Source organism: Nocardia sp. NPDC049526, from assembly GCF_044465765.1.
In the GTDB taxonomy this organism is placed as follows: Bacteria; Actinomycetota; Actinomycetes; order Mycobacteriales; family Mycobacteriaceae; genus Nocardia.
The window spans coordinates 526,393-551,206 of the sequence record NZ_JBITMA010000005.1; the positions used below are offsets into that span (position 1 = coordinate 526,393).

The following is a 24,814-nucleotide window of genomic DNA, read 5'->3' on the forward strand; positions in this document are numbered from 1 at the left end:
GCCGGGCATTCAACCATTCGTGTACAAGGTACACATGATGTACAACGTACACGAACCTCGGGTTCTCATCGTCGGCGGCGGACTGGTCGGACTGTCTGCCGCGCTGTTCCTACAGCGGCAGGGCGTGGCATCGGTGCTGGTCGAACGCAGACCGGCCACCTCACCGCAGCCCAAAGCTCGGCGCATCAATATCCGGACCATGGAACTGTTCGGCCAGCTCGACATTGCCGAGGAGGTGCTGGATGCGGCCCGCGACCTCGCGGCGTACCAGTACTTCGCGGCCGGTCCGACGCTCGCGCAGGCCGAACGGATCCCCTTCACGCTGCCGGGCGGAGTGCCGGACTGGTCGACCATCACCCCGGCCACCGCCTGCCTGTGTGCCCAGGATCTACTCGAGCCGGTGCTGCGGCGCATCGCTGTGGCCCGCGGCTGCGATGTGCGGTTCGGCGTCGAGCTCACGGACTTCGCCGACGAGCCCGAGGGCATCACCGCCACGATTCGCGCCGCCGACGGCACGACCGAGCGGTTGCACGCGGCCTATCTGATCGCCGCCGACGGTGCGTCGAGTCCGATCCGCGAGCGGCTCGGCATTCCGCGCGATGGTCGTGGCATGCTCGGCCGAGCCGTCAATGTCTACTTCCGCGCTGATCTCGCCGAGCTGGTGCGCGGCCGCGAATTCAACCTCTGCCAGATCGAGAATGCCGATGCACCAGGAGCTTTCGCCTCGATCGACGGCTCACAGCGGTGGATATTCACCACCACCGAGGGAGCCGGCCGTTCCCTGGATGAATGGCCGAGCGTATTGCGAACGGCCATCGGTGTTCCCGGGATTCCGATCGAGCTGCTCAGCGTATTATCTTGGGAGCCAGGGATGTTCGTCGCCGAGCAATACCGTGCGGGCCGCATCTTCCTGGCCGGTGACGCCGCTCATGTCATGCCGCCCTTCGCCGCCGCGGGCGCGAATACCGGCATCGAGGACGTGCACAACCTCGCCTGGAAGTTGGCGGCCGTCCTGCGCGAGGAGGCCGATCCGGCATTGCTGGACACCTACCACACCGAACGCCGCCCGGTCGGCTGGTACATCGCCGACCAGTCGAGCATCCGAACCGCCGACCTGCGCACCATGAATCGCGAATCCACCGACGCCACACCACTCGCCGATCCGATTGCCTTGATCCTGGGCAATCGCTACCGCGCGGGTGCGCTCATCGACGACGGCAGCCCGCACACCATGGCGCATCTCGATCTCACCGGCCAACCCGGCACCCGGCTGCCTCATCGCCGGCTGTCCGACGGTCGCTCCACACTCGACCTCATCGGAACGTCCTGCGCTGTCCTGGTCGGCCCGGCAGGCACCGCATGGAAGACCGATCTACCGCTGGAAATCCATGAGCTGGACCAGGATTGGCCCGACACCGTCGGCCTCTGCCCTACCGGCGCACTCCTGGTGCGCCCCGATCAGATCATTGCCTGGCGTATGCCGAGCCTGCCGAGCGATCCGGCTGCCGAGCTGCACGCAGCCCTGGATCGCATAATGCGATGAGCCCGCGGTTATTTCGGTGGCGTCCCGATCGTCTGGACTTGCTTTCCATCCCAATGGAATTGGACCGGCGTCAGCGTGCCGTCCGGGCAGGCATTGCAACTGCCGGGCGTCTTGTAGGTCACGCCGACGGTGTCATCGGTCGTGCGCCCGGGATCCAGTGACGTGAACCCGAGACTCTCGTGCGTCGCCGTGCCGACGAACTCGCCCTTGTGGAACAGCAGCACATGATTCGGTGAACTGCCGGTCGCGCCCTCGACCGCAATGATCACGGCCGACAGTGTGACGCACGGATCGAAGGTGCCCTCGAATCCGGCCGGATCGGTCGACCACGGCACTTTGGTAAGCGGATCGACGGGCAACGTCGCGATGGCGGAACCGATCACCGGTGCGTTCAGATCAACTCCGCATTTCGCCGTCGGTGCGGCACTCGACGTGGTCACCACCGAAGGGGTCGGTCCGTAATCGGTTATCCGGCCGCCGTTGTCGCCCGAGCCGCACGCGGTCACGCAGGTGAGTCCGATACCGAGGGTGAGCAGTACGAGCCGATAGGTCTGCATAGAGCGTAAGGCCCCTTCAAGTCGGACGAGTGTCTCGATCGCGCTCCGCACACCATCATCGCATCGTCGAATCCGGCGGTAGCCACGGCCGGGCTCCCACCGGTGGGGTCGCTGCCAGGGCGGTGAGTCGATAACGTCGATATCCGTCCGAGTCCTGATGAGGAGATCTGAATGGGTTCAACGATTTTCGCCGTGTTCCTACCGCTGGCCCTGGCGCTGGTGATGTTCGGGCTCGGGTTGACCTTGACCGTCGACGATTTCGCCAGGGTGCTGCGGTATCCCAAGGCGGCGGTGGTCGCGCTGGTGTGCCAGATGATCGTGCTGCCCGCGATCTGCCTGGGTCTGGTCTATCTGTTCCGGCTCGAGGGTGCGCTGGCGGTCGGGGTCATGTTGCTCGTCGCCTCGCCGGGCGGGCCGTCGGCGAATCTGTTCAGCCATATCGCCGGTGGCAATGTGGCCCTGAATATCACACTGACCGCGATCAATTCGATTCTGGCCGTCTTCACCCTGCCGCTGGTGGTCACGCTGTCGTTCACGCTGTTCATGGACGATGGCGCCGCGATCGGGCTGCGGCCGGATAAGTTCGCCCAGGTGTTCGCGATCGTGCTGGTCCCGGTCGCGGTGGGGATGTGGGTGCATCGCCGGTTCACCGATTGGGCCGAGCGGATGCGCAAGAACGTCAAGGTCGTCTCGGCGGTGGTGCTGCTGCTGGTCGTGGTGGCGGCGGTGGGGCGCGAGTTCGACACGCTGACCGAGAACATCGGCAAGCTCGCCACCCTCAGCCTGCTGCTGTCGACGCTGAGCTTCGCCATCGGGTACACCGTGCCGCGCCTGTTCCGGGTGGCGACCGATCAGGCGATCGCCTCGGCGATGGAGATCGGCATCCACAACGGCGCGTTGGCCATCGCCGTCGCCTCCAGTGTGCTGCACAATTCGCAGATGGCGGTGCCACCCGCGGTCTACGGGGTGCTGATGAATATTCCCGCCGCCATCGCCGCATACTTGTTGGCGCGGCAGCTACGCCGCGCGGCTCCCACACCGATTCCGGCCGCCACCGGCTAGGGCAACCGAGCGCGGCCTGGGTAACCTTTGCGTGTTCGACGTCAGGTGAGAGGACCCCAGTTCGCGATGCGACCGCTCGGCACAGACGATCCCACGCGGATCGGGGACTACCGGCTCCTCGGCCTGCTCGGTGCGGGCGGTATGGGCCGGGTGTACCTCGGGCGCAGCGCGGGCGGGCGCACCGTCGCGGTGAAGGTGATCCGGCCGGATCTGATCGGCAACGAGTTCCGGGAGCGGTTCCGGCGCGAGGTCACCGCGGCGCGGCGGGTCGGCGGGAAGTTCACCGCGACGGTGCTCGACGCGGATGTGGATTCGACGCCGCCGTGGCTGGCGACCGGCTATGTGGCCGGATTCTCGTTGACCGATGCGGTCGAGCAGTTCGGCACGTTCAGCGAGAACACGCTGCTGGTGCTCGCGCACGGGCTGGCCGAGGCATTGATCGCCGTGCACGGCGCCGGGATCGTGCATCGCGATCTGAAACCGTCCAATGTGCTGCTCGCCGTGGACGGTCCGAAGGTGATCGACTTCGGTATCGCACGCGCCGCCGAGGACAGCGCATTGACGACCACCGGAAATGTCATCGGCTCACCGGGATTCATGTGTCCCGAGCAGGTGGTCGGACCGACCATGGGACCCGAAGGTGATGTATTCGCACTCGGCGGCGTGCTCGTCTACGCGGCGACCGGGCAGGGGCCGTTCGGCGCCGGCGAGACCGTACAGATGCTGTATCGGGTGGTGTACGAGGAACCACGGCTCACGGCGGTGCCGGACCGGCTGCGGCCGATCATCGCGGCCTGCCTGAACAAGGACGTGGCGGCCCGCCCGACACCGCAGCGGTTGCTCGATCAGCTCGCCGAACTCGGGGTTCCGGAACGCGGCGGCTGGCTGCCCGCGCCAGTTCTCGAAGAGGTGAGCAGGCGGGCGGTTGCGCTGCTCGATCTGGAATCCGGGCCGGTCGAGGCAGTCGGACCGGATCCGGCGCGGGCGACGGCGACGATTTCGCGGCCGTTGCCGCAATCGAATTCGGGACCGCACACATCGCACCACCCGCTGTCCGGGCCTGCGGCCGATACGGTGGCTTGGCAGTCGGGAAATACCGCATGGCAATCCGGACCCCCTGGGCCGCAAGCCAATTCGAGCCGCGTGTACGCGCCGTATCCGTCGGCACAGGACCAGTCGGGGCCGCAACCCGCCTACTACTACCCGCCGCCTGCACCGAAGAGTCGTTCACGTCGGACCGCACTGATCGTCGCGGCCGTGGTGGTCGGTCTCATCGTCGCGGGCGGCGCATTCCTCATCGGGACGAAACTCACCGACAAGTCCTCCGATACCGCGGCGGTGGTGAGCACTTCGGCGGTGGCCACCTCCGTCGCGCCCACGACCGCCGCGACGACGCAGACCTCCGCGACGAGCACTTCGGCAGCGGCCACCGACTCCGCGGTACCCGAAACGTTCGTCGGCAAGTGGACCGGCACCGCAAGGGATGCGCTCGCCACCTTCGATATCGAGTTGACCATTCACGACGGGAAAATCGGCGAGGAGATCGCCACCTCGGCCAATACCGGTCAGGCATCGCGCAGTCGGTGCGAACGCGCCGAACGTCTGACCAATGCCACCGACACCCAGCTCACCTTCGTGGCACGGCTCAGCGGCGGTGCGAGTGGCTGTATGGACGAAGGGTCGACCTCGAAGGTCGTCCTGCAGCCGGACGGTTCGGTCACCTACAGCTTCAGCGGCGGTTTCAGCGGTGTACTCGGCGATGTCAGCGGCAATCTGCACAAGAACTAACGGGCATACTTCGTCGGGCGCGCCTTCCGACGCTTCCGACACCGATCGTCCATCCTGTGGACCGACAACGAGCCGGATCTGTGTGAAGGGATCATTCGAATGCGCGTAGTAGCCGAGGTGCTGGTCGGCCTGGTGGCGTTGCTGCACATCTACATCTTGGTCATGGAGATGTTCCTGTGGACCACGCCGCGGGTGCGCGAGTCCTTCGGCAGCACCGCCGAATTCGCCGAGCAGACCAAGGTTCTGGCCGCCAATCAGGGCCTCTACAACGGCTTCCTGGCGGCCGGTCTGATCTGGGGCATCATCGCCTCGGACCCGGTCGGGTTCGCCGCCATGATCTTCTTCACCGCATGCGTTGTCGTCGCCGGGATCTACGGTGCGGCGACCGCGAACCGCAGAATCCTGTTCGTCCAAGCGCTGCCCGGAGCGATCGCCCTTGTCGCCGTGCTGATCGCGGGCAGCAACTAACGCTTGCCGAACCGTCGACGCGCGCGAGCTCGCTCGATGGCCGAGGCCCAGGACAGCTTCGCGATCGCACTCGCCTCCCGCACCACGGCACGCGGATCGGCCGTGAGCAGATCGGCACCCTCGCGACCGACCAGCCCGGTCACCTTGCGCCGCGTCGCCGAACTCGCCTTGCTCATATGGCCGCTGTCGAAGGGCGGCTGGGGATCGTATTCGATCATCAGCTGGATTGCCTCGGCTTGGTCCTTGCCCGCGATTTCACCGGCCAGCCACAACCCGAGGTCGATTCCCGCGGACACGCCCGCGGCGGTCACGATCTTGCCATCGCGCACAACGCGTTCCTCGGCGCGTGGTTCGGCACCGAGCGCCTTCAGCATCGGCAAACCGGCCCAATGCGATGTCGCGGGCTTACCCTTCAGGATCCCGGCGGCGGCGAGGATCACCGATCCGGTGCATACCGAGGTGGTCCAGGTCGAGGTCTCGTGTACCTGACGCAGCCAGGCGAGCAGCTTTTCGTCGGCCGCCGTGGCCGCGGTCGCGGGCCCCGAGCCGCCGATGAGCACGATATCGGGCGACGGCGTCTCGTCGAGGGAGTGCGTCGCGCCGAGCAGCAGCACACCGCTGTCGGTGGTGATCGGTCCCGGCTCGTGCCAGACGAAACGCAGCCGCGCACCCGGCAGCATCCGAAGCACCTCGTAGGGCCCGATCACATCGAGCGCGGTCATACCCGGATAGACGACGATGGCGATCTGCATTGATCTTCCCTCCCAAGGTGGATACCGCCCTCGACAGTAGCCGTGACATCGCGGCGGATGGCGGACCGGCGCCGCAGCGGGCACGATCGAGACAGCACCGCCGAATGATCAATCGGAGGGATACGCATGCGGAGATTCATCGGGATCGCGATCGCTGTGCTGATGATCGGCGCGGTGGCCGGATGCGGCAGCGATTCCGGCGCCGGGCCGGACATTGCCACGAGCACCGCGCCCAGCACGTCATCGAGGGTGCCGGATCTGGCTGCGGGGGAGGAAATCGCGCACGGTATCGATGTGCCGTGGGGACTGGCCTTTCTGCCCGATGGTGGCGCCCTGGTCGCGGAGCGAGATACCGGCCGAATTCTGCGGGTGGTGCCTGGACGCGAGCCCGAGCAGGTGTACGAGGTTCCGGGTGTGGTCGCGGGCGGCGAGGGCGGTCTGCTCGGGCTCGCCGTGGCGCCGGATTATGCCCAAACACGGTATGTCTATGCGTATTTCACCGCTGCGGACGACAACCGGATCGTGCGGTTCCGGCTCGACGGGCAACCGGAGGTCATCTTCGACGGTATCGCCAAGGCGGGGAACCACAATGGCGGCCGGATCGCGTTCGGGCCCGACGGCATGTTGTATGTCGGAACCGGAGATGCGGGGCAAGGCGCCAGATCTCAGGATCCCGCGAGCCCCAATGGCAAGATCCTGCGGCTGACAGCCGATGGCGCTCCGGCACCGGGCAATCCAACGTCCGGTTCGCCGGTTTACAGCCTGGGGCACCGCAACGTGCAAGGTCTGGCTTGGGATCGGGCAGGCAGATTCTTCGCCGCGGAGTTCGGTCAGAACGCCTTCGACGAGATCAATCTGATCGAGCCGGGTCGCAACTACGGCTGGCCGATCGTCGAAGGTAAAGGCGGCACCGATCAGGGATTCACCGACCCCCAGATCATTTGGAGACCTTCGGAGGCATCGCCGTCCGGCATCGCCATCTCCGGCGACATCCTCTATGTCGCGGCGCTGCGCGGCGAACGACTGTGGACGGTTCCGCTGCACGACGGCACGCTGGGCACACCACAGGCCCGGTTGCCCGACCTGGGCCGCCTGCGCACGGTGACGATAGCCCCGGACGGCGCACTATGGCTGACCACCTCCAACACGGACGGCCGCGGTGATGTCCGTGCCGGCGATGATCGGATCATCCGCTTCCCGGCACGCTGAGTTCCCTTATTTCACAACCCTTCCGACCGAGCGCAGATCGCGGCGCAGCAGTGCGGTCTCCCTGGCGTAGCCACGGCGGCCGAATAATCGATACAGCAGCCGGACGGGAGCCGGGATATGCCCGGCGAACTCCGACCACTCGCGCGCATCGGCCTCCTCGGCGATATGACCGAGGAATACCAGGGCCCGTCCCTTCGAAAACGACGCCATACCGCGCTTGCCGAGTTCGGCCCACTCCGACTCGGTCAGCGTCTCGGCCACGATCGGCAGTACCGAATCTTCCTCCAGGCGAAGATGTTCGGTGAGCGCCTCATGTAGTCGACGTAGCCCCTCGACCAGCAGATCCGCCGTTTCCGCGCCGCCCTGATGTTCCCACTCGGACAGTTCGGAATCGACGCGGCGCATGAGCGCATCGACCTCTTCGTGCTGGGTCTGCATGAGATCGATCAGCGTCGAATCCAGTTCCGCCCAACGCAGTTTCGGCCAAACCAGCTCGTCCTCGTTGCTGTGATGGTGATGCAGAGCGGCGAGCATCTCGCGCGCATGTGTGCTCACCCGCGCCACCTGTTCGGCATCCATGGGCGAGGTCGCCTCGACAATGTCTGCTAGCAAACGGAATTCGCGTCGGAACACCCGGTGCACCAGCACCATGTCGTGGGTATCACAACCCGGCGACTCGGCCGCCCGGCGGCTCATAACACCTGCTCCAGCGCAGACAGAAGATCCCCGATAGTCATTTAGTTCCTCCCGATACTAAATGCACTCCTGTGCAATAAGTGCAACTTAGTATAGTTTTGGCTGAGGCAGCGCTCAAGATGGCACCCGGAGGACACGCAGCGATTAACGCTTCTTCCGCTCGAGGGCGGGAGATTTCACGCTCGGACCGCAACCCCACCAGCCACCCGAGGGAGGTGATCGAATTGTCTGACGTCGTCAACACGTGTGTGGCCGCGCTCTGCCACAGCCAGAATCACTCTGGCGGCGTTCCGATCCCGACAGAAGGTAAACCCACATGCCCGGCACCGGAAAGTTCGTTCGGCGAGTTCGAGGGGCTGCTTGGCTCTCGCGAAACACCTCGAACACGTCATCGTCGTATAGGCGGGCCGCACCAACACCACCTTCCGGCCGGCCCGCATGCCACGGTTGATCAGTTCGGTCTTCGTCGCGCCGATAGCCGCGTCGGCCGCCTTGCGGGCCATCGTGGATTTGGCCAGAAACTTCGGCATGAAGTCCTCCACCGCGATCAAGTCGTGGTGGTCGACAATGCTTTTCGCCCACACGCGCGCCTCGTGCTGGGTTTGGCGGGCGGCTTTCTTGTGCAGCTTGGTGGCCTCGCGGGCGGCTCGCCGGTATCCCTTCGACTGCGGGCCGCGTGTGCCGCGGCGGCGTCTGGCCATCTTGCGTTGCGACCGGCCGAGTTCGGCGGCACAACGCGCATGATGTCCGCGATAGGGCAAATCGAACGACGGGTCGGTGGTTGTCGCCGTGGCACGCACACCCCAGTCAACACCGATACCGCCCTCGGTCACCGGTGCAGAATTGACGGTGCGGCGGACGACGAACGAGGCGTACCAGTGCCCGAGCGCATCACGAGTGACACGCACGCTGGTCGGTGCCGACGGCAACTCCCGCGACCACACCACCGGAATGCTCGCGCCCTTTGCCAGCACCAGCCGCCCGTCCTGGAGACTGAACCCACGCTGGGTGTACTCCAGCGACAGCTCGGTCGTCTTGCGGGGCTTGAACACTGGCCGACCCCGCCCCATGACGGTGAACGACTGAGCAAGCGCCTGCGCGTACGTTCGCAGCGTCTGCTGTTGGGCGACCTGCGAACCCTCCCGCAACCACGCGCTCCCCGCACGAGCAGCGGTGAGCAGCTTGCTCAGTGTGCCGAACGTCGGCTTGTTACCCGACTTCTGTTGGTGGACAGCCTCGTTCCACAGGAACCGGCAGCGATGCCACTCGGCCAGCAACGCGGACTGCGCGGCACTGCCCGGCCGCAGCCGGTAGTTGTACCGCACCACCTCCTCCATGGCCGACAACATATCCGACACCACCGACACAAGAACCCCTCGAAAGGAGGACGGCGCTTGCTCACCCCCGTGAGCGAGGGAGTCTCCGCGCCCAAACATCTGATGACCGAGCACCACGCCCAGCTCAGCGAGACCACTCAGGTCGAGGAAACCGCCCAGCTCACTTCGGGCCGCGTAGCCCAGCGCCGACGCACCCGCAAGGCCATCGTCGACGCCTCCATGACACTGCTGAACCGCGGCATCGAACCCTCGGTCAACGACATCGCCGCCGCTGCGGAGGTGTCCAGACGCACCGTCTACCTGCATTTCCCCACTCTCGACCAGTTGATGCTCGACGCCACCATCGGCCTGCTCAGCGCGAATACCGATGGGGCGCTGACGAATATCCATTCCGCGGACCCGCGCGTGCGCATCGCCGAACTGGTGCGGGCGATGGGTGCGGAGATCACCGACCTGCTACCAATGGGGCGGCGGCTGGTGAAGCTCACCGTCGCCCCACCCGCGGAGGACGCACCACGACGTGGGCATCGTCGGGTGCGTTGGATCGAATGGGCGCTCGAACCATTGCGTGATCGCATGCCCCAGCGGCAGTTCGACGATCTCGTGTCGAGTATCGCGCTCGTGGTGGGTTGGGAGGCGTTCATCGTGCTGATCGATGTGCGCGGCCTCGAGCCCGATGCGGCCGTCGAGGTATGCGCCCGCGCCGCAACGACTCTCGTGGATGCCGCGCTACGCTCGCTCGAAAACTCATAGGCCAGCACAACACCGCACTCGATCATCCTGTGGCACTGGGCCATTCGGCGGCCGGTATGCGTTGCCCCAAGCGCCAGACGGCCAGCGTCAGCGGGACGCCCGGACGGTACGCGATATGGGTGACCGAGGGGGCGTCGAGCACCTGTAGATCGGCTCGGGCACCGACTTCGATGACCCCGACATCGTCGCGGCGCAATGCTTTCGCGCCCGCTGCGGTGGCCGCGTACACCGCTTCGGCGATCGAGAGGCCCATCTGGAGTACGGCCGTTGCAACGCAATAGGCCATGGATGTGGTGTAGGAACTGCCCGGATTGGCATTGGTGGCCAGTGCGACGGTCGCACCCGCGTCGAGCAGTGCGCGGGCGGGAGCGAGGGGTTGGCGGGTGGACAGGTCACAGGCGGGCAGGACAGTTGCGACGGTGTCCGAGGCGGCGAGGGCCTCGACATCGGCGTCGGTGAGGTAGGTGCAGTGATCCACGCTGGCCGCGCCGTGCCGGACGGCCAGTTGCACGCCGGGGCCGGTGCCCAACTGGTTGCCGTGGACGCGCAGACCGAGTCCGCGTGCGGCGGCGGCGCGCAGCACGCGATCGGACTGATCCTCATCGAAAGCGCCTGTCTCGCAGAAGACGTCGGCCCAGCGCACATGCGGTGCGACCGCGTCGAGCATCTCGCCGCAGACCAGGTCGACATATGTTTCGGCATCGGCACCGGGCGGCACCAGGTGTGCGCCGAGGTAGGTCACCTCGTCGGCGATGGCGGCGGCGATGCGGGCCGAGCGCGCCTCGTCGGGCACACTGAGGCCGTATCCGGTTTTGGTCTCCAGGCAGGTTGTGCCCTGGCGGTAGGCCTCGGTGACGTGGCGGCGCAGGTTGGCCGAAAGCTGGTCGTCCGAGGCACTTCTGGTGGCGGCGACAGTCGTTGCGATACCGCCGGCACGGTAGGGCTGACCGGCCATTCTGGCCTCGAATTCAGCGGTGCGATCACCGGCGAAGACCAGGTGGGTGTGGCTGTCGACCCACCCGGGCAACGCCGCGCGGCCGCCGATATCGACCCGATCATCGGCGGCGGGTGCGGATCTCGCCGGGCCGATCCAGGCGAAACGTTCCCCCTCGAGCACCACTGCGGCATCGTGCAGCGGGCCGCCCGGTGCGTTGGTGGTCAGCTCGCCGATTCCGGTGATGAGGGTCGACAACGGTGCCCTTCCTGTCGCGGTGGAGACTCTGGTGTCTTGGCTTCTGCGAGCGATCACGGTGGGCACAAAGCCCGAATCTCTTCTCGCAGAATAATTTCGGGACTTTCCACCAATACATGGCGGCCTTCGGAGACCACCTGCCGACCGGCGATCAACACCTCACGGATATCGGTGGCCGAAGCGGCGAACAGTGCGGCCGCGGGTTCGGTGCCCGCGGTTCGGATCGAATCGAGATCGACGGTGACCAGATCGGCCGCCGCACCCGCTTCGATGCGGCCTGCCTCCGGCCAACCGATAGCTGCGTGATCTGTTGCCGCACCGAACAACTCCGCAATCTCGAATCGTCCGCGCGTGTGGGAGGCCAGACGTTCGTTCAACTCCAGCGCACGCCACTCTTCGAAGCCGTCGACGACCGCGTGACTGTCAGTGCCGAGGCACAGCCGGACTTCGGCGTCGAGAAGTTCGCGGGCGGGGCCGATGCCGTCGCCGAGATCGCGTTCGGTGGTCGGGCAGAAACATGCCCGCGACCTCGCGCCGGCCAGCATCTGGATATCGGCGGTGCTCAAATGCGTGGCATGCACGGCCACCGTATCCGGCCCGAGCAGCCCGCTGTCTGCCAACAGTGCGGTTGGCGTAAGCCCGTGTGCAGCAAGGCAATCACGATTCTCGGCGGGTTGTTCGGACAGGTGGACGTGCACCGGCCGACCGTCGGCCTGTCGGGCGACCACAGCCAGTGCTTGCGGGGGCACCGCGCGCACCGAATGTGCGGCCACACCGGTCCGCACCAGTTCCGACTCCGGCTTGAACGCGGCGGAACGCTCGGCCCAAGCCGCCGCATCACCGTCACTGAAGCGAAGCTGGTGTTCGTCGAGCTGCTGACCGAATCCGCCACTGAGATAGCAGGTATCGAGCAGGGTGAGCCGTAATCCAGCGTCCTGTGCCGCCGCGGCCAGGGCCACGCTCATCGCATTCGGATCGGCGTAGGCAACACCGCCGGGCGCGTGATGCAGATAGTGAAATTCACCGACGCTGGTGTATCCGGCGAGCACCATCTCCGCGTACACCCCGCGTGCGAGCCGGTAGTAGGAGTCGGGATCCAGTCGATCTGCGATCGCGTACATCCGTTCCCGCCACGTCCAGAACGAGCCCCGGCCATGGTGGGTGCGGCCGCGCAAGGCGCGATGGAAGGCATGTGAGTGCGCATTCGCAAGACCAGGAATGGTCAAGCCGCGCAAAATGTTTCCGTTCGGCGCGGTTCCTCCGGCCACCGATCGGATCGTCGATCCGGCGATATCGATCGTCACCCGTTCGGCCAATCCGTCCGGTAGCCAGGCATATTCGGCCCAATAGACGCTCATCCGGCCGAACTCCCGCACATCGGATTCCGGTCACGCCGATCCGACAGCTGAACCCGCGCCCAGCACTCCGCGCTCATTTCGCCAAGTCCTCGAGCACGCGAGCCAGGCTCTCCGCACCGAAATCCACGTCCGCGGGTTCCGAATATTCCTGCGGCGCATGGCTGATACCGGTCGGATTGCGGACATAGAGCATGCCGGACGGCACGTGGGCCGCCAGAATGCCCGCGTCGTGCCCCGCGCCGGTCGGTAGAGCGGGGACACCGCCGAGTACGGCGTCCATTCGGCCCCGCAGAGTCTCGTCGAAAACGACATCGTCGGAATACGATTCCTCGGTCACGGTCACCTCGCAGCCCTCGGCGGCCGCGGCCTCGCGTGCGAATCCGGCAATATCCTCGACCAATGCGGCGGTGCGTCCGTCTCCGGCGACGCGCGCATCCAGCCACAGGTCCACCGTCGAGGCAATGACATTCGTGCCGCCCGGTGTTGGTATCAGCTTGCCGACGGTGGCTCTGGCATCGTCGGTGGCCGCGGCTACCTGGCGGGCAGCCGCGATCACGGCGGCCGCGGGCAGCATCGGATCGTGGCGGTCGGGCATGCGTGTCGCGCCCGCGTGATTGCCCTGTCCGGTGAAGGAGAACCGGTAGCGGCCGTGCGCGATGATGCTGCTGCCGGTGGCGACCGCGCTGTCCAGGTCGATCAGCCCGCGTCCCTGTTCGACATGCAATTCGACGAAGCAGCCGATACTGGCAAGCGCTTCGGGATCAGCGCCGAATCGATCCGCGTCCTGACCCGCGTTGGCCGCGGCCTCGGCGAAGGTGATCCCGGCGGCGTCCCGTAGTCCGCGGGCGCGGTCGGCGTCGATGGCGCCAGTGAGCAGTCTGGACCCCAGACACGGCACACCGAAGCGTCCGCCCTCCTCCTCCGCGAACACCAATAGCGCAAGCGGCTTCGCGGGAGTGAAACCCTTGGCGCGCAGGATATCCACGGCGGCAAGTGCGCTCGTCACCCCGAGCGGGCCGTCGAACGCGCCGCCGCCGGGCACCGAGTCCAGATGACTTCCCGTGACCACCGCATCGGAACCGGGCCTCCCCCACCATGCCCAGATGTTCCCGTTGCGGTCGGTCGTCACATCGAGCCCGCGCCGCGCCGCCTGCTCGATGAACCAGTCCCGCAATTCCATCTCGGCACGATCGAAGGCGTGCCGGGAGTATCCGCCGCGCCGCGTATCCCGGCCCACCTCGGCAATTTCGGCGAGCAGGCCGTTCGCTGTCACTTGTTCTCCTGCATGGGGATCCGCACGCCACGCTCGTCGGCGACCGCGCCGGCCCGCTCATACCCGGCATCCACATGCCGAATGACGCCCATACCGGGGTCATTGGTGAGCACGCGCTCGATCTTCTGCCCGGCCAACGCGGTTCCGTCGGCGACGCAGACCTGTCCGGCGTGAATGGACCGGCCCATGCCGACGCCACCACCGTGGTGGATCGACACCCAGCTCGCGCCCGAAGCGGTGTTGACCAGTGCGTTGAGCAGCGGCCAGTCGGCAATGGCATCGGATCCATCGGCCATGGCCTCGGTTTCGCGATACGGCGAGGCGACACTGCCGGAGTCGAGGTGGTCACGGCCGATCACCACCGGAGCCTGCAACTCACCGTTGGCGACCATCTCGTTGAAGCGGAGACCGGCCAGGTGCCGTTCACCGTAGCCGAGCCAGCAGATGCGGGCCGGAAGTCCTTGATAGGCAATGCGTTCCCCGGCCATGGTGATCCAGCGGCGCAGAGATTCGTTCTCCGGGAACAGTTCCAGCATGGCGCGATCGGTCGCGGCGATATCCGCCGGATCACCGGAGAGCGCGGCCCAACGGAACGGCCCCTTGCCCTCGCAGAACAGCGGCCGGATATAGGCGGGCACGAATCCCGGGAAGTCGAAGGCCCGTTCGCAGCCACCGAGTTTCGCCTCGCCGCGCAGTGAATTGCCGTAGTCGAAGACCTCGGCGCCGCGGTCGAGGAACCCGAGCATCGCATCGACGTGTTCGGCCATGGATTCGCGGGAGCGGTCGGTGAATTCGTCGGGCTTCTTCGCGGCATAATCGGCCCAGTCTTCGAGTGCGACACCACGCGGCAGGTACGCGAGGGGGTCGTGCGCCGAGGTCTGATCGGTGACGATATCGATCTCGACTCCTGCCGCCAACAGCCTCGGCAGCACCTCGGAGGCGTTGCCGATCAGACCGACCGACAATGCCTTTCGCTCCTTGCGCGCTTTCGAGACCCGACGCACCGCATCGTCGAAATCGGTGGCGATCTCGTCGAGATAGCGGTCGTGCACCCGTCGCTCGGCACGTGCCGGATCGCATTCGACGACCAGGGCGACACCACCGTTCATGGTGACCGCCAGCGGCTGCGCGCCGCCCATGCCACCCAATCCCGCTGTGAGCGTGAGGGTGCCCGCGAGGGTGCCGCCGAAACGCTTATCCGCCACGGCGGCGAAGGTCTCGTAGGTGCCCTGCAGAATGCCCTGGGTGCCGATGTAGATCCACGAACCCGCGGTCATCTGGCCGTACATGGTGAGGCCGAGCGATTCCAGTCTGCGGAACTCGGGCCAGGTCGCCCAGTCCCCCACCAGATTCGAATTGGCGATCAGCACCCGCGGCGCCCATTCGTGCGTCCGGAATACGCCGACGGGCTTACCCGACTGGACCAGCAGGGTCTCATCGGCCTCGAGCGCGGTGAGCGTGCGGGTGATCGCATCGAAGCTTGCCCAGTTCCGCGCCGCCTTACCGGTACCGCCGTACACGACCAGGTCCTGCGGGCGCTCCGCAACCTCGGGATCGAGATTGTTCTGCAGCATCCGGAGGGCGCCCTCGGTCTGCCAGTTCTTGGCCGTCAGTTGCGTGCCACGTGCCGCGCGCACTGTCCGTGTCATCGAATTGCCTCCATATCAACGAATTTCCCGTCCGCCCCGCTGGTCGGCGTCGCAGAGCTAGTGGTGACCGCGTATAGCCATGTGCGCGAGCCTGATTCGCTGTGCGGGAACCGGATTGCTTCGGGTGTTGTCAAGGGAGCTCACTTTCCTGAGGTGCCGAGGTGGGGTGTGACCGCGCCCAGCAGTTCGCCGGAACGGACCAGTTCCGCTGCGGCGGCGATTTCCGGGGCGAGGTGTCGGTCCGGTCCCGGGCCGTCGACCTCGGTGCGAAGCAGAGCGAGGGCCGCCGCGGTTGCCGGACCAGGACGCAGCGGTGCTCGCAAGTCCAATGCCCGTGCGGCCGTGAGATATTCGATGGCGAGCACGGTAGCCAGACCGTCGACGGCCCTGCGCAATTTGCGCGCGGCCGACCAGCCCATCGACACATGGTCTTCCTGCATCGCGCTGCTCGGAATCGAATCCACCGAGGCCGGCATCGCGAGGCGTTTCAGCTCGCTGACGATTCCCGCCTGGGTGTACTGCGCGATCATGTGACCGGAATCGACACCCGGATCGGCCGCGAGGAAGGCCGGAAGACCGTGTGAGCGTGCGACATCCAGCATCCGGTCGGTGCGCCGCTCGGCCATGCCGGCGACATCGGCGACCGGAATGGCCAGGAAGTCCAGGACATACGCCACCGGAGCACCGTGGAAGTTGCCGTTGGATTCCAATCTGCCATCGGCGAGCACGACGGGGTTGTCGATCGCCGAGGCCATTTCGCGCTCGGCGACCAGTTCGGCGTGTGCGAGGGTGTCGCGGGCGGCGCCGTGCACCTGCGGTGCGCAACGCAACGAATACGCGTCCTGCACCCGGTTGCAGTCCGGACCCCGGTGGCTGGCAACGATTTCCGATCCCGCCAAGGCGGCCGCCATGCGCCGTGCCGAGAGGGCTTGTCCCGGATGCGGGCGCAGCGCCTGTAGATCATCGGCGAAGACCCGGTCGGTGCCGAGCAGTGCCTCCACGCTCATCGCGGCGGTGATATCGGCGACGTCGAGCAGTTGGCGCAGGTCATTGATCGCGAGCGCCAGCATGCCGAGCATGCCGTCCGTGCCGTTGGTGAGCGCGAGGCCTTCCTTCTCGGCGAGGGTCACCGGCTCGATTCTCTTGGCGTGCAACGCTTCCGCCGCCGTAATCACATTGCCAGCGGAGTCCGTGACCTCGCCCTCCCCCATCAGCGCCAACGCGACCGCGGCCAGTGGCGCGAGATCGCCGGAGCAGCCGAGCGATCCGAACTCGTGCACTACCGGCGTAATGCCCGCATTGATCAACGCGGCCAAGGTGAGCGCCGTTTCCGGTCGCACGCCGGTATGTCCGGTGGCCAGCGTGCGCAGCCGCAACAGCATCATGGCGCGCACCACCTCGGTCTCGACCGTCGCGCCCGCTCCCGCCGCATGCGAGCGGATCAGCGACCGCTGTAGCGCGGCCCGGCTCTCCGGCGGAATGTGCCGGGTGGCCAGAGCACCGAAGCCGGTGGAGACGCCGTAGGTCGGGACCGCGCCCGCCGCCAGCGCGTCGACATGCTGGCGCGCGTCGGTCAGCCGCTTCTCGGCGGCCTCGCTGAATCGAACTTCTGCGCCGTCGCGGGCAACGGCGACGATGCGTTCGACGGTCAGCGGCCCGTCCAGCTCCACGGGCGGTAACTGCGTGGTATCCGGCATAGGTCCATTCCACCGCCACGGGGGCAGGTGGAGAATGAGGCTGAGCCAGGTTCTGTCTGGTATCCGAGACGCCGAGCCTAATCGGCTTGGGAGGAAGTGGCATGGGAACGAGCAGCGACATCCCGGCGCTGCGGCGCGGCCTGGCCGTGCTGCAGCTGATGGCGACCCGGGCCGGGCCGGTCTCCGCATCCACGATCGCGCGCGAACTCGGCATCCCCCGCTCGACCACCTATCACCTGCTCGCCGAGTTGGAGCAGGCCCGCTTCGTCACCCGGCTGGCCGCCGAACGGCGCTACGGCCTCGGTATCGCCGCCTTCGAACTGGGTTCGGCCTATCTGCGCCACGATCCGCTGGAGCGGGTGGCCGGACCGTTGCTGCGCGAGTTGGCCGGACGGGTCGGGCACAACGCGCACCTCGGGGTCCTGCACGGCAATGAACTGCTGTATCTGATCAAAGAACGCCCGGCGCGTCCCGAAACGCTGGTGACCGATGTCGGCGTCCGCCTGCCCGCACAGCTGACCGCATCGGGCCGGGCGATCCTGGCCCATCTGCCCGCCGCCCATGTGCGTGCACTGTTCCCGTCGGCGGCGGCCTTCGTACGCCGCACCGACCGCGGGCCGACCAGCCTCGCGGCGCTGCGCACCATCCTGGCCGCCGAGCGTCGGCGCGGCTGGGCGAGCGAGGACGGACATGTCACCGCCGGATTCGCCTCGGTCGCCTATCCGGCCTTCGATCACGACCATCGGCCGATCGCGGCGATCAGCGTGACGCTGCGACACCACTGCGAGCAGATCCCCTGTGCCGCCGATTGGTCCGGCCTCGCCGCCCAGGTGCGGTCCACCGCTGACGATCTCACCCGCCGCATCGGTGGGCGGGTGAGCTGACGACGCGAATAGTCAGCAATTTCGACGAACGACCAGGTCTTTCGACCACAGCCGCGACACACCGATCGACTGCCCGGATTTCAGCAATCAGACAGTTACGCTGATGGATCATCCACCGGGGCAATGACCCGCCGGGTGACGCACGACCAACAGTGCCGGATGGGGACAGGAGCACGATGCGAACACCGATGCGCCGCCGCGCCCTGGTCGGGCTCGCGATCATCGCGAGCGCGCTACTGCTGCCGAGCCTCGCCATACCGACCGCACAGGCCACCATCGCACCGTTCGGCCGGGAATTCCTCTGGGGCGTTGCATCATCGGGTTTTCAATCCGAAGGCCGTGCGCCGGACAGCAATTGGACCCGCTACATCGAAACCGGCAAGGCCGGGGACGACTACGAGAATTCGGTCGACTTCTACAAGCGCTACATCTCCGATATCAACCTGGCCGCACATCTCGGGGTCCGGGTGTATCGGATCGGCATCGAATGGGCGCGGGTACAGCCGCAACCCGATACCTGGGACGAGGCGGCATTCGGCTTCTACGACAATGTGATCGCGCGTATCCTCGCGGCCGGTATGCGACCGATGCTCACCCTGGATCATTGGGTGTATCCCGGCTGGGCCGCCGATCGCGGCGGCTGGCGCAATCCGGGCATGGTCGAGGATTGGCTGGCCAATATGCGAAAGGTGGTGAACCGCTATGCCTCTCGCAATCCGCTGTGGATCACCTTCAACGAGCCCGCCGCCTACATCGGCACCGAACTGCGCATCGGTGCCATCACCCCCGACGAAGCGCCGGCAATGCTGGACCGAATCGCCCAGGCGCACAACGCGATCTACGACACCATCCATCAAAGCCTGCCCGATGCGCAGGTCACCAGCAATCTGGGCTATGTCGCGGGCGCCGAAACCGAGGTGAATCAGCCGATTGTGGACCGGATCGCCGACAAGCTCGATTTCATCGGCGTCGACTACTATTTCGCGCCCCTGCCGGAAACGAACAAAGCGGTACAGGGTGGCTCCAACGAAGGTCCGGCGATCTGGGAACTCCCGATTCACACCGAGGGCATCTACTACGCACTGCGCCATTACGCGCAGTTGTTTCCCGACCGCCCGCTGTATGTCGTGGAGAACGGCATGCCCACCGAGGACAGTGAACCGCGCGCCGACGGCTACACCCGCTCCGACCACCTCCGCGACACCGTCTACTGGCTCCAGCGCGCCAAGTCCGACGGCATAAATGTCGTCGGCTACAACTACTGGAGCCTGACCGACAACTACGAATGGGGCAGCTACACACCCCGTTTCGGCCTCTACACCGTCGACGTCCGCACCGACCCCACCCTGACCCGCAAACCCACCGACGCAGTCGACGCGTACCGCGGGATCATCCAATCCGGCGGCGTACCCACCAGCTACCGTCCGACCCGCCCACCGGTCGAATGCGGATTGGTCGATCCACCCGACAGCTGCGACGAAACCGTCGCCGTTCCCTAGCCGAAATCGGATCGGGGTTCGACCGACCGGATTCGAACGACTGATTCAGCCCTGCCGTCGCCCGATTACGCCGTTGATGCGACAGGTGGCTATTCGTCCGGCATCGGTTGTGCTGCATCACGCCAAGAGCGCGTGTACGCGAGGCTTGCCGCCGATGCGATCAGGGCGGCGGGGATGACGAAACCCCAATGGGCGCTTGCGGAATAGAGTGCGACAGCGGCGGTGGCACCGAGGATGACAGCGGCGATTCGGGCTATGGCCAATGGGTCGGCACGGTGGTTCGCGGCAAGGTCGCTGACCAGACCGGTGAATGTGCTCGTCATGTAGGTGGTCGGCGATCCGCGATCGATGACCAGGACTGCGGCGGACTGGACTCCCATGGCCAATGCCGCCACGGCCAGCAGGACCATGCGAATGGCACCGACCGCATCGGCTGAGACAGCGATAGCGGCGACGACGACCACCAAGGCGGCCTCACCCGCGAGACAGTGACGGATGCGTGCGGTGCGCTGTATCCCCGGTGGGATTGCGCGACACCACCGCGCGGCCGCCGCCACGCCGACGAGATAGGCAGCGAGCACAGTGAGCGGCGGTGTCAGTTCGATGCCGGATAACCCGACGGCCGTGCCGAGCAGCACCAGATTGCCGGTCAGGATGCTGGCGAATACCTTGCCGAGTTCGGTGAAGACCAGGGCGTCGGTCGCGCCGGCTCCGGCGGATAGCAACACCAGGACCACCGGCCCGACCGGTAACCAGCGCGGCAAGTCATGCTTCATCGGCATGATCGCGACGGTATCGGTCGGGCTTCGGCATCCTGCGGTCGGCTATTTCTTATCGGCGGTCAGCTGTCCGGCCGCGCCCCAGCTGTCGGCGGGGGTCTCATGGATCCACACCTGTACGGTTTCGGCCGGAATCTGGTAGGCGTCGACGAAGGCGTCGGTGATCCGGCGGACCAGATCCCGCTTGAGTTCGACGGTGCGCGGACCCTGCTGGACGGTGACGATGGGCATGACTGATCTCCTACCTGAAAAGGGTTGGGACAGACCGCATCCGGGTGTTTCCGGCTTGTTCGGCGGCCTGTTGTAAGTTCACCGGAACGAAGATCATCGACCAAGGGCCAGTTCGTTCGCACAGCGATAACGAATGCTTATTGTTCGCGGCTACATCGCCAGAAGGTCGCGCAACAACTCCGAGCTCGGCGAATCAATCCCGGCTCGCAGGGCGACGGCAATCGGCAGGCTCAGGCCGCCGTCGGCGAACGGACGGAAGGCCACTCGCGGGTTGTGTACCTGGTCGGCATTCGCGGCGTAGATCACCGTCCACATCGCGGCTGCGGTGCCGATCGCGGCCAAATTGTCCTGCAACGTGGTTGCGGTCGGGGCCGGAACGGGCTCGAAACCCGCACGCTCACAAGACATCAGCACCAGATCCACCAGTGCCGGATGATTGCGCCGCTCGGTCATCCGCAGTGGCACCGAGGCCAGATCGGCCAATCGCACCGTCGCATGCGCGGCCAGCGGATGCCGGGCCGGGAGCACCGCGACGAGCGGGTCGTCCCATGCGCGCAGATACTCCAGTTCCGGAGTGTCGTCGGCGGCGGGCGCACGCACGAAGGCCGCGTCCAGTCGTCCGTCGGCGACCTGGGCCAACCGCTCGCGTACCGGCAGCGTGACCAACTCGATCCGCACCTGCGGAAGATGCTCGGCAAAGGCATCGAGGATGGTGTCCAGCCGGGGACCGAGTCCGGTGACCGTGCCGAGCCGGAACACCTCGGCACGCGAACCAGCCAGATCGGCCACCGCTGCCCGCGCCTGATCGGCGGCGATCAATACGCTGCGCGCCGCGGGCAGAAAACGCTGCCCGGCCTCCGTCAGCCGCACCCGGCGCGGCGACCGATCCAGCAGCTGCACCTTCAACTCCCGTTCCAGCCGCTGCACCTGCTGACTCACCGCCGGTTGCGCGATATGCAGCCGCTCGGCCGCGCGCCCGAAGTGCAGTTCCTCGGCCACGGTGACGAAATAGCGCAATTGACGCAGCTCCATGTGGCACGGGCTCCTCGAGACGGCGGTCCTGACGATCCATGAAACCAGCCGCCGCGATCAGCGCATGCGGCAGCAAGCGGATTACGCGCCGTCCAACCTCGGCTTCTCATAGAGATTCAGTCCGTCCTGGCCGGAATCCGTTCCGACGAGTCGCGAAGTGCCCGGCGCCAAGTCAGGGCGACCAGAGCCCAGCCGGGGCGGCCAGTGCCGAATTGGGGGGGCCGGTTGGCTTGGGGACAGACAGAACAAATCGGCGGGCGCTCGGTTCGAGCGCCCGCCGATTTGGGTGCCGGGGTTACTTCGGTGCGGTAAAGGGCTGGTTGATGGTGGTGAAGTACTGGAGTGCGGCGGCGATGGCGACCGGGGCCGTGACGAAAATCTGTCCGGCGAGGGTGCCTAGCGCGCCGACGGCGATGATGCCCCCGATGCAGCCGATGGCCGCGGCCGGGATGAATGGGCCGAAGAGGCCGACAATGGTGGCCGCAGCGACGGTCGCGCCCGCGATACCGCCGAGGACACAGCCGACGGCGCCGCCGCCGAGACCGCCGACCAGGGTGCCGACGGTGGCGCCCATGCTGATGGTGCTGGTCAGGCGGTTCCAGGCGGCCTGCTCACGGTCGTAGTCGGACTTCCACGGGGCCTTGTCCTCGAACGGCAGCGCGACCGGCTTGTACACGGCGTGGGCCGTATCGAACTGCGGAGTCAGCGTCGCGGTGTGATCCTGGATATTCGCCGCAATCGGGAAGACGAAATCGTCCACCCGGAACGACAGGTCGGTGCCCGCAAGGGTGGTTCCGTCGACGGCCTTGATCTTGAAGACACCGTTCTCGTCGACCAGCGAACCGGCATCGGTCTTGATAATGGTCGAGGACTCGGTCGTGGTGGCCGTGTAGTTCACGACGCCGTTGTCGGTTTCGGGAGCCGCATTCACAGTTCCGGCCGTGACACCGAGCGCCGCGATCACCAGCGCCGAGGTCGCGGCGAATTTCCTCATCAACATGCTTTGGTTCCTAACAGGGGGGACTTCGGAAGCAGCCCCATTAAAGCCGCAGTACGCCATCCATGTGTGACCAAATCGTTATCGTTTGCCAATAAATTGCCGGCGGGCCATGCGCGATTCGATCATGATGAGATCTACATCACACTGACGCCCCGACTGGCGTTGACGCCCAGCCGATTGCACCCCATGCAGGAAATCGAAACGCCACAACTGGATTCCATCATGCGCAAAGTCGAAATCCTCCACGCAAACCGCCGCAGCACATCCGGCTCCAACCAATTCGCCACGAGTCGGTAATGCAGAATGTGCATTATTTGATTTCTTTAGTGATGTGGCACACACTCGCGGCGCATCGCCTATCCGAAGTCAGCCAGTTTCGAGAACCGCCATGGCGGCATTGTGCCCAGGGATACCGCTGACACCACCGCCGCGAATCGCGCCCGCACCGCAGATGAAGACGTTGGGCACGTCCGTCGCCACACCCCAGCGCGCCGCGGGACTGTCGGCTTCGTCAGAGCGATAAGGGAAGGCCAGGTCTCGGTGGAAGATATGCCCGCCGGGGAGGGCCACCTCACGTTCCAGGTCTACCGGTGACTTGGCCTCGATACAGGGTGCACCGTCCTCGTCGAGTGCGAGGCAATCGACAAGCGGTTCGGCGAGTACCGCATCTAGTTGAGCGAGTGCGGCTTTCACTGCCGTCGCCTTCGCAGCCTCTGGATCGGACTCGAAAAGCCTTGCCGGAGTGTGTAATCCGAACAGCGTGAGGGTGTGCAGATCGGAGTCGGGCGCGAGGATCGAGGGATCAGTCAGGGTGTGACAGTAGATCTCCGATGGCGGGGCCGACGGGATCCGTCCGCCGGACGCCTCGCGATATGCCTGCTCCAGTTGCGAATACGATTCAGCGATATGAAATGTCCCGGCGAATGCCTCGTGCGGATCTGTCGAACCGTCGCGCAACCGAGGTAACCGCCGCAGCACCATATTCACTTTCAATTGGGAGCCTTCGGGTTTCGGCTCCCCCGGTATGCCGAGCAGCTGCGCGAGCTCGTGCGGTGCCGCATTGACGAGCACCTGCCGCGCGCTGATCACACCGTCCGCATAGCGCACTTCGGCTGTGAAATCGTCGGATTCGACCTCGGTCACCGCACAACCGGTAATCAGCTCCGCACCGGCCGCGCGGGCCGCGTCGGCGAGTGCGTCGGTGAGCGCGCCCATACCGCCGATCGGCACATCCCAGTCGCCGGTGCCGCCACCGATCACGTGGTAGAGGAAGCATCGGTTCTGCCGCAGCTCAGGATCGTGCGCATGAGTGAAGGTCCCGATGAGTGCGTCGGTGAGCACGACCCCGCGCACGGTGTCGTCGGCAAAGGACGACTCGACCACCTCCCCCAGCGGTCGCTCGAACAGCGCCGCCCACGTGCCGGGATCGTCGACAACCCGCTCGAGCTCCGATTGCGTCGGCAACGGTTGCGTCAGCGTCGGAAACACCCGCTGCGCGAGCCGACCCGTGGCGCCGTAGAACTCCTGCCATGCCCGAAAATCCCGGTCCGATCCGGTGAGCCGCACGAAGCTCTCCCTGGTCCTGGCCGCGGAACCGGTATCGACCAGCAGTCCACCGTCCCCGACCGGGGTATACGACGAGATCCGCCGACGCCGCGTCGCGAATCGCAGCCCGAGTTCCTCGACGATCTGCCGGGGCAGCAGACTCACCAGATACGAATACCGCGACAATCGCGCATCGACCCCCGGAAACACCCGCGCCGAAACCGCGGCCCCACCGGTGTGCTCCTGCCGCTCCAGCACCAGCACCGAACGCCCGGCTCGCGCCAGATATGCGGCGGCCACCAGCCCATTGTGACCACCACCGACCACCACCACGTCATAGGAGGAGCGCATCGGTCGCATCCGCCCTGCTTACCACGGATTCCGCGGATCGCGCCCGGAATGTGCGATTGCCGAGAGATTACGGCCCGGTTTCCATATTTCCCTGCGATTGACCAGCACTCACTTCACACTTAGCTTCTGGCAAACGCTGTATGAGGGCCGCGTTTTCAC

General features: G+C 66.1%; 22 protein-coding genes. 8 read left to right on the forward strand and 14 right to left on the reverse strand.

Going from position 1 to position 24,814, the window contains the following annotated elements; translation table 11 throughout:
• Window positions 1–34 precede the first annotated feature (34 nt).
• Complete coding sequence (locus ACIBW7_RS18990; protein WP_397047842.1) at window positions 35–1,543, forward strand: FAD-dependent monooxygenase; 1,509 nt, start codon at window positions 35–37, stop codon at window positions 1,541–1,543.
• Window positions 1,544–1,551: 8 nt separating this feature from the next.
• Here the strand turns inward: ACIBW7_RS18990 and ACIBW7_RS18995 are convergent, their stop codons facing one another.
• Window positions 1,552–2,100: an LppP/LprE family lipoprotein gene (locus tag ACIBW7_RS18995; RefSeq protein WP_397047844.1), complete on the reverse strand. Its 549-nt coding sequence runs from the start codon at window positions 2,098–2,100 to the stop codon at window positions 1,552–1,554.
• Window positions 2,101–2,271: 171 nt separating this feature from the next.
• On the opposite strand from ACIBW7_RS18995, the gene ACIBW7_RS19000 reads away from it, so the two are divergent.
• The 3 genes from ACIBW7_RS19000 to ACIBW7_RS19010 all read left to right on the forward strand — a co-directional run bounded on the left by ACIBW7_RS19000 (window position 2,272) and on the right by ACIBW7_RS19010 (window position 5,418).
• Entirely contained in the window at window positions 2,272–3,162 is an 891-nt protein-coding gene (locus tag ACIBW7_RS19000) for a bile acid:sodium symporter family protein (RefSeq protein ID WP_397047846.1), read from the forward strand.
• Between the two features lie 66 nt (window positions 3,163–3,228).
• A complete protein-coding gene (locus tag ACIBW7_RS19005) occupies window positions 3,229–4,950 on the forward strand; it encodes a serine/threonine-protein kinase (protein ID WP_397047848.1) in 1,722 nt (573 codons plus the stop codon).
• Window positions 4,951–5,049: 99 nt separating this feature from the next.
• The gene (locus ACIBW7_RS19010; protein ID WP_397047850.1) at window positions 5,050–5,418 is read left to right on the forward strand and encodes a DUF1304 domain-containing protein; all 369 of its coding nucleotides are present in this window, start codon (window positions 5,050–5,052) and stop codon (window positions 5,416–5,418) included.
• Here the strand turns inward: ACIBW7_RS19010 and ACIBW7_RS19015 are convergent.
• Window positions 5,415–6,170, reverse strand: a complete 756-nt coding sequence (locus ACIBW7_RS19015; protein WP_397047852.1) for a DJ-1/PfpI family protein — start codon at window positions 6,168–6,170, stop codon at window positions 5,415–5,417. The two genes, ACIBW7_RS19010 and ACIBW7_RS19015, sit on opposite strands and share 4 nt — an antisense overlap.
• Before the next feature lie 126 nt (window positions 6,171–6,296).
• Between ACIBW7_RS19015 and ACIBW7_RS19020 the strand changes: the two genes are divergently transcribed.
• Window positions 6,297–7,379, forward strand: coding sequence for a PQQ-dependent sugar dehydrogenase (locus tag ACIBW7_RS19020; protein WP_397047854.1), 1,083 nt, complete (start codon window positions 6,297–6,299; stop codon window positions 7,377–7,379).
• Window positions 7,380–7,385: 6 nt separating this feature from the next.
• On the opposite strand, the gene ACIBW7_RS19025 is transcribed toward ACIBW7_RS19020, so the two are convergent.
• Complete coding sequence (locus ACIBW7_RS19025; protein ID WP_397047856.1) at window positions 7,386–8,075, reverse strand: hemerythrin domain-containing protein; 690 nt, start codon at window positions 8,073–8,075, stop codon at window positions 7,386–7,388.
• Window positions 8,076–8,251: 176 nt separating this feature from the next.
• Complete coding sequence (locus ACIBW7_RS19030) at window positions 8,252–9,412, reverse strand: RNA-guided endonuclease InsQ/TnpB family protein (protein ID WP_397048182.1); 1,161 nt, start codon at window positions 9,410–9,412, stop codon at window positions 8,252–8,254.
• Between the two features lie 57 nt (window positions 9,413–9,469).
• Between ACIBW7_RS19030 and ACIBW7_RS19035 the strand changes: the two genes are divergently transcribed.
• The gene (locus ACIBW7_RS19035) at window positions 9,470–10,165 is read left to right on the forward strand and encodes a TetR/AcrR family transcriptional regulator (protein WP_397047858.1); all 696 of its coding nucleotides are present in this window, start codon (window positions 9,470–9,472) and stop codon (window positions 10,163–10,165) included.
• A 22-nt stretch (window positions 10,166–10,187) separates the two neighbouring features.
• Here the strand turns inward: ACIBW7_RS19035 and hutI are convergent, their stop codons facing one another.
• The 5 genes from hutI to hutH all read right to left on the reverse strand — a co-directional run bounded on the left by hutI (window position 10,188) and on the right by hutH (window position 17,334).
• A complete protein-coding gene (hutI, locus tag ACIBW7_RS19040; RefSeq protein WP_397047860.1) occupies window positions 10,188–11,357 on the reverse strand; it encodes an imidazolonepropionase in 1,170 nt (389 codons plus the stop codon).
• 53 nt (window positions 11,358–11,410) lie between these two features.
• Window positions 11,411–12,715 carry a formimidoylglutamate deiminase gene (locus ACIBW7_RS19045; RefSeq protein ID WP_397047862.1) on the reverse strand — a complete coding sequence of 435 codons (1,305 nt, stop codon included), beginning with the start codon at window positions 12,713–12,715 and terminating at the stop codon, window positions 11,411–11,413.
• 73 nt (window positions 12,716–12,788) lie between these two features.
• A complete protein-coding gene (locus tag ACIBW7_RS19050; protein WP_397047864.1) occupies window positions 12,789–13,988 on the reverse strand; it encodes an allantoate amidohydrolase in 1,200 nt (399 codons plus the stop codon).
• A complete protein-coding gene (gene hutU / locus ACIBW7_RS19055) occupies window positions 13,985–15,637 on the reverse strand; it encodes a urocanate hydratase (protein WP_397047866.1) in 1,653 nt (550 codons plus the stop codon). The genes ACIBW7_RS19050 and hutU overlap by 4 nt, the downstream gene beginning before the upstream one ends.
• A gap of 140 nt (window positions 15,638–15,777) precedes the next feature.
• Window positions 15,778–17,334 carry a histidine ammonia-lyase gene (hutH, locus tag ACIBW7_RS19060; protein ID WP_397047868.1) on the reverse strand — a complete coding sequence of 519 codons (1,557 nt, stop codon included), beginning with the start codon at window positions 17,332–17,334 and terminating at the stop codon, window positions 15,778–15,780.
• A 101-nt stretch (window positions 17,335–17,435) separates the two neighbouring features.
• On the opposite strand from hutH, the gene ACIBW7_RS19065 reads away from it, so the two are divergent.
• Entirely contained in the window at window positions 17,436–18,218 is a 783-nt protein-coding gene (locus ACIBW7_RS19065) for an IclR family transcriptional regulator (protein WP_397047870.1), read from the forward strand.
• Window positions 18,219–18,394: 176 nt separating this feature from the next.
• On the forward strand, window positions 18,395–19,717 hold the full coding sequence (locus ACIBW7_RS19070) for a family 1 glycosylhydrolase (protein ID WP_397047872.1): 1,323 nt from the start codon (window positions 18,395–18,397) through the stop codon (window positions 19,715–19,717).
• Between the two features lie 89 nt (window positions 19,718–19,806).
• Here the strand turns inward: ACIBW7_RS19070 and ACIBW7_RS19075 are convergent, their stop codons facing one another.
• The 5 genes from ACIBW7_RS19075 to ACIBW7_RS19095 form a co-directional block, all read right to left on the reverse strand.
• Entirely contained in the window at window positions 19,807–20,499 is a 693-nt protein-coding gene (locus tag ACIBW7_RS19075; RefSeq protein ID WP_397047874.1) for a DUF1275 family protein, read from the reverse strand.
• Window positions 20,500–20,541: 42 nt separating this feature from the next.
• On the reverse strand, window positions 20,542–20,727 hold the full coding sequence (dmpI, locus tag ACIBW7_RS19080; protein ID WP_040689632.1) for a 4-oxalocrotonate tautomerase DmpI: 186 nt from the start codon (window positions 20,725–20,727) through the stop codon (window positions 20,542–20,544).
• Between the two features lie 150 nt (window positions 20,728–20,877).
• Window positions 20,878–21,759 carry a LysR substrate-binding domain-containing protein gene (locus tag ACIBW7_RS19085; RefSeq protein ID WP_397047876.1) on the reverse strand — a complete coding sequence of 294 codons (882 nt, stop codon included), beginning with the start codon at window positions 21,757–21,759 and terminating at the stop codon, window positions 20,878–20,880.
• 295 nt (window positions 21,760–22,054) lie between these two features.
• Window positions 22,055–22,759 carry a hypothetical protein gene (locus ACIBW7_RS19090; RefSeq protein ID WP_397047878.1) on the reverse strand — a complete coding sequence of 235 codons (705 nt, stop codon included), beginning with the start codon at window positions 22,757–22,759 and terminating at the stop codon, window positions 22,055–22,057.
• Between the two features lie 366 nt (window positions 22,760–23,125).
• Window positions 23,126–24,655, reverse strand: coding sequence for a phytoene desaturase family protein (locus tag ACIBW7_RS19095; RefSeq protein WP_397048184.1), 1,530 nt, complete (start codon window positions 24,653–24,655; stop codon window positions 23,126–23,128).
• Between the last annotated feature and the right edge of the window lie 159 nt (window positions 24,656–24,814).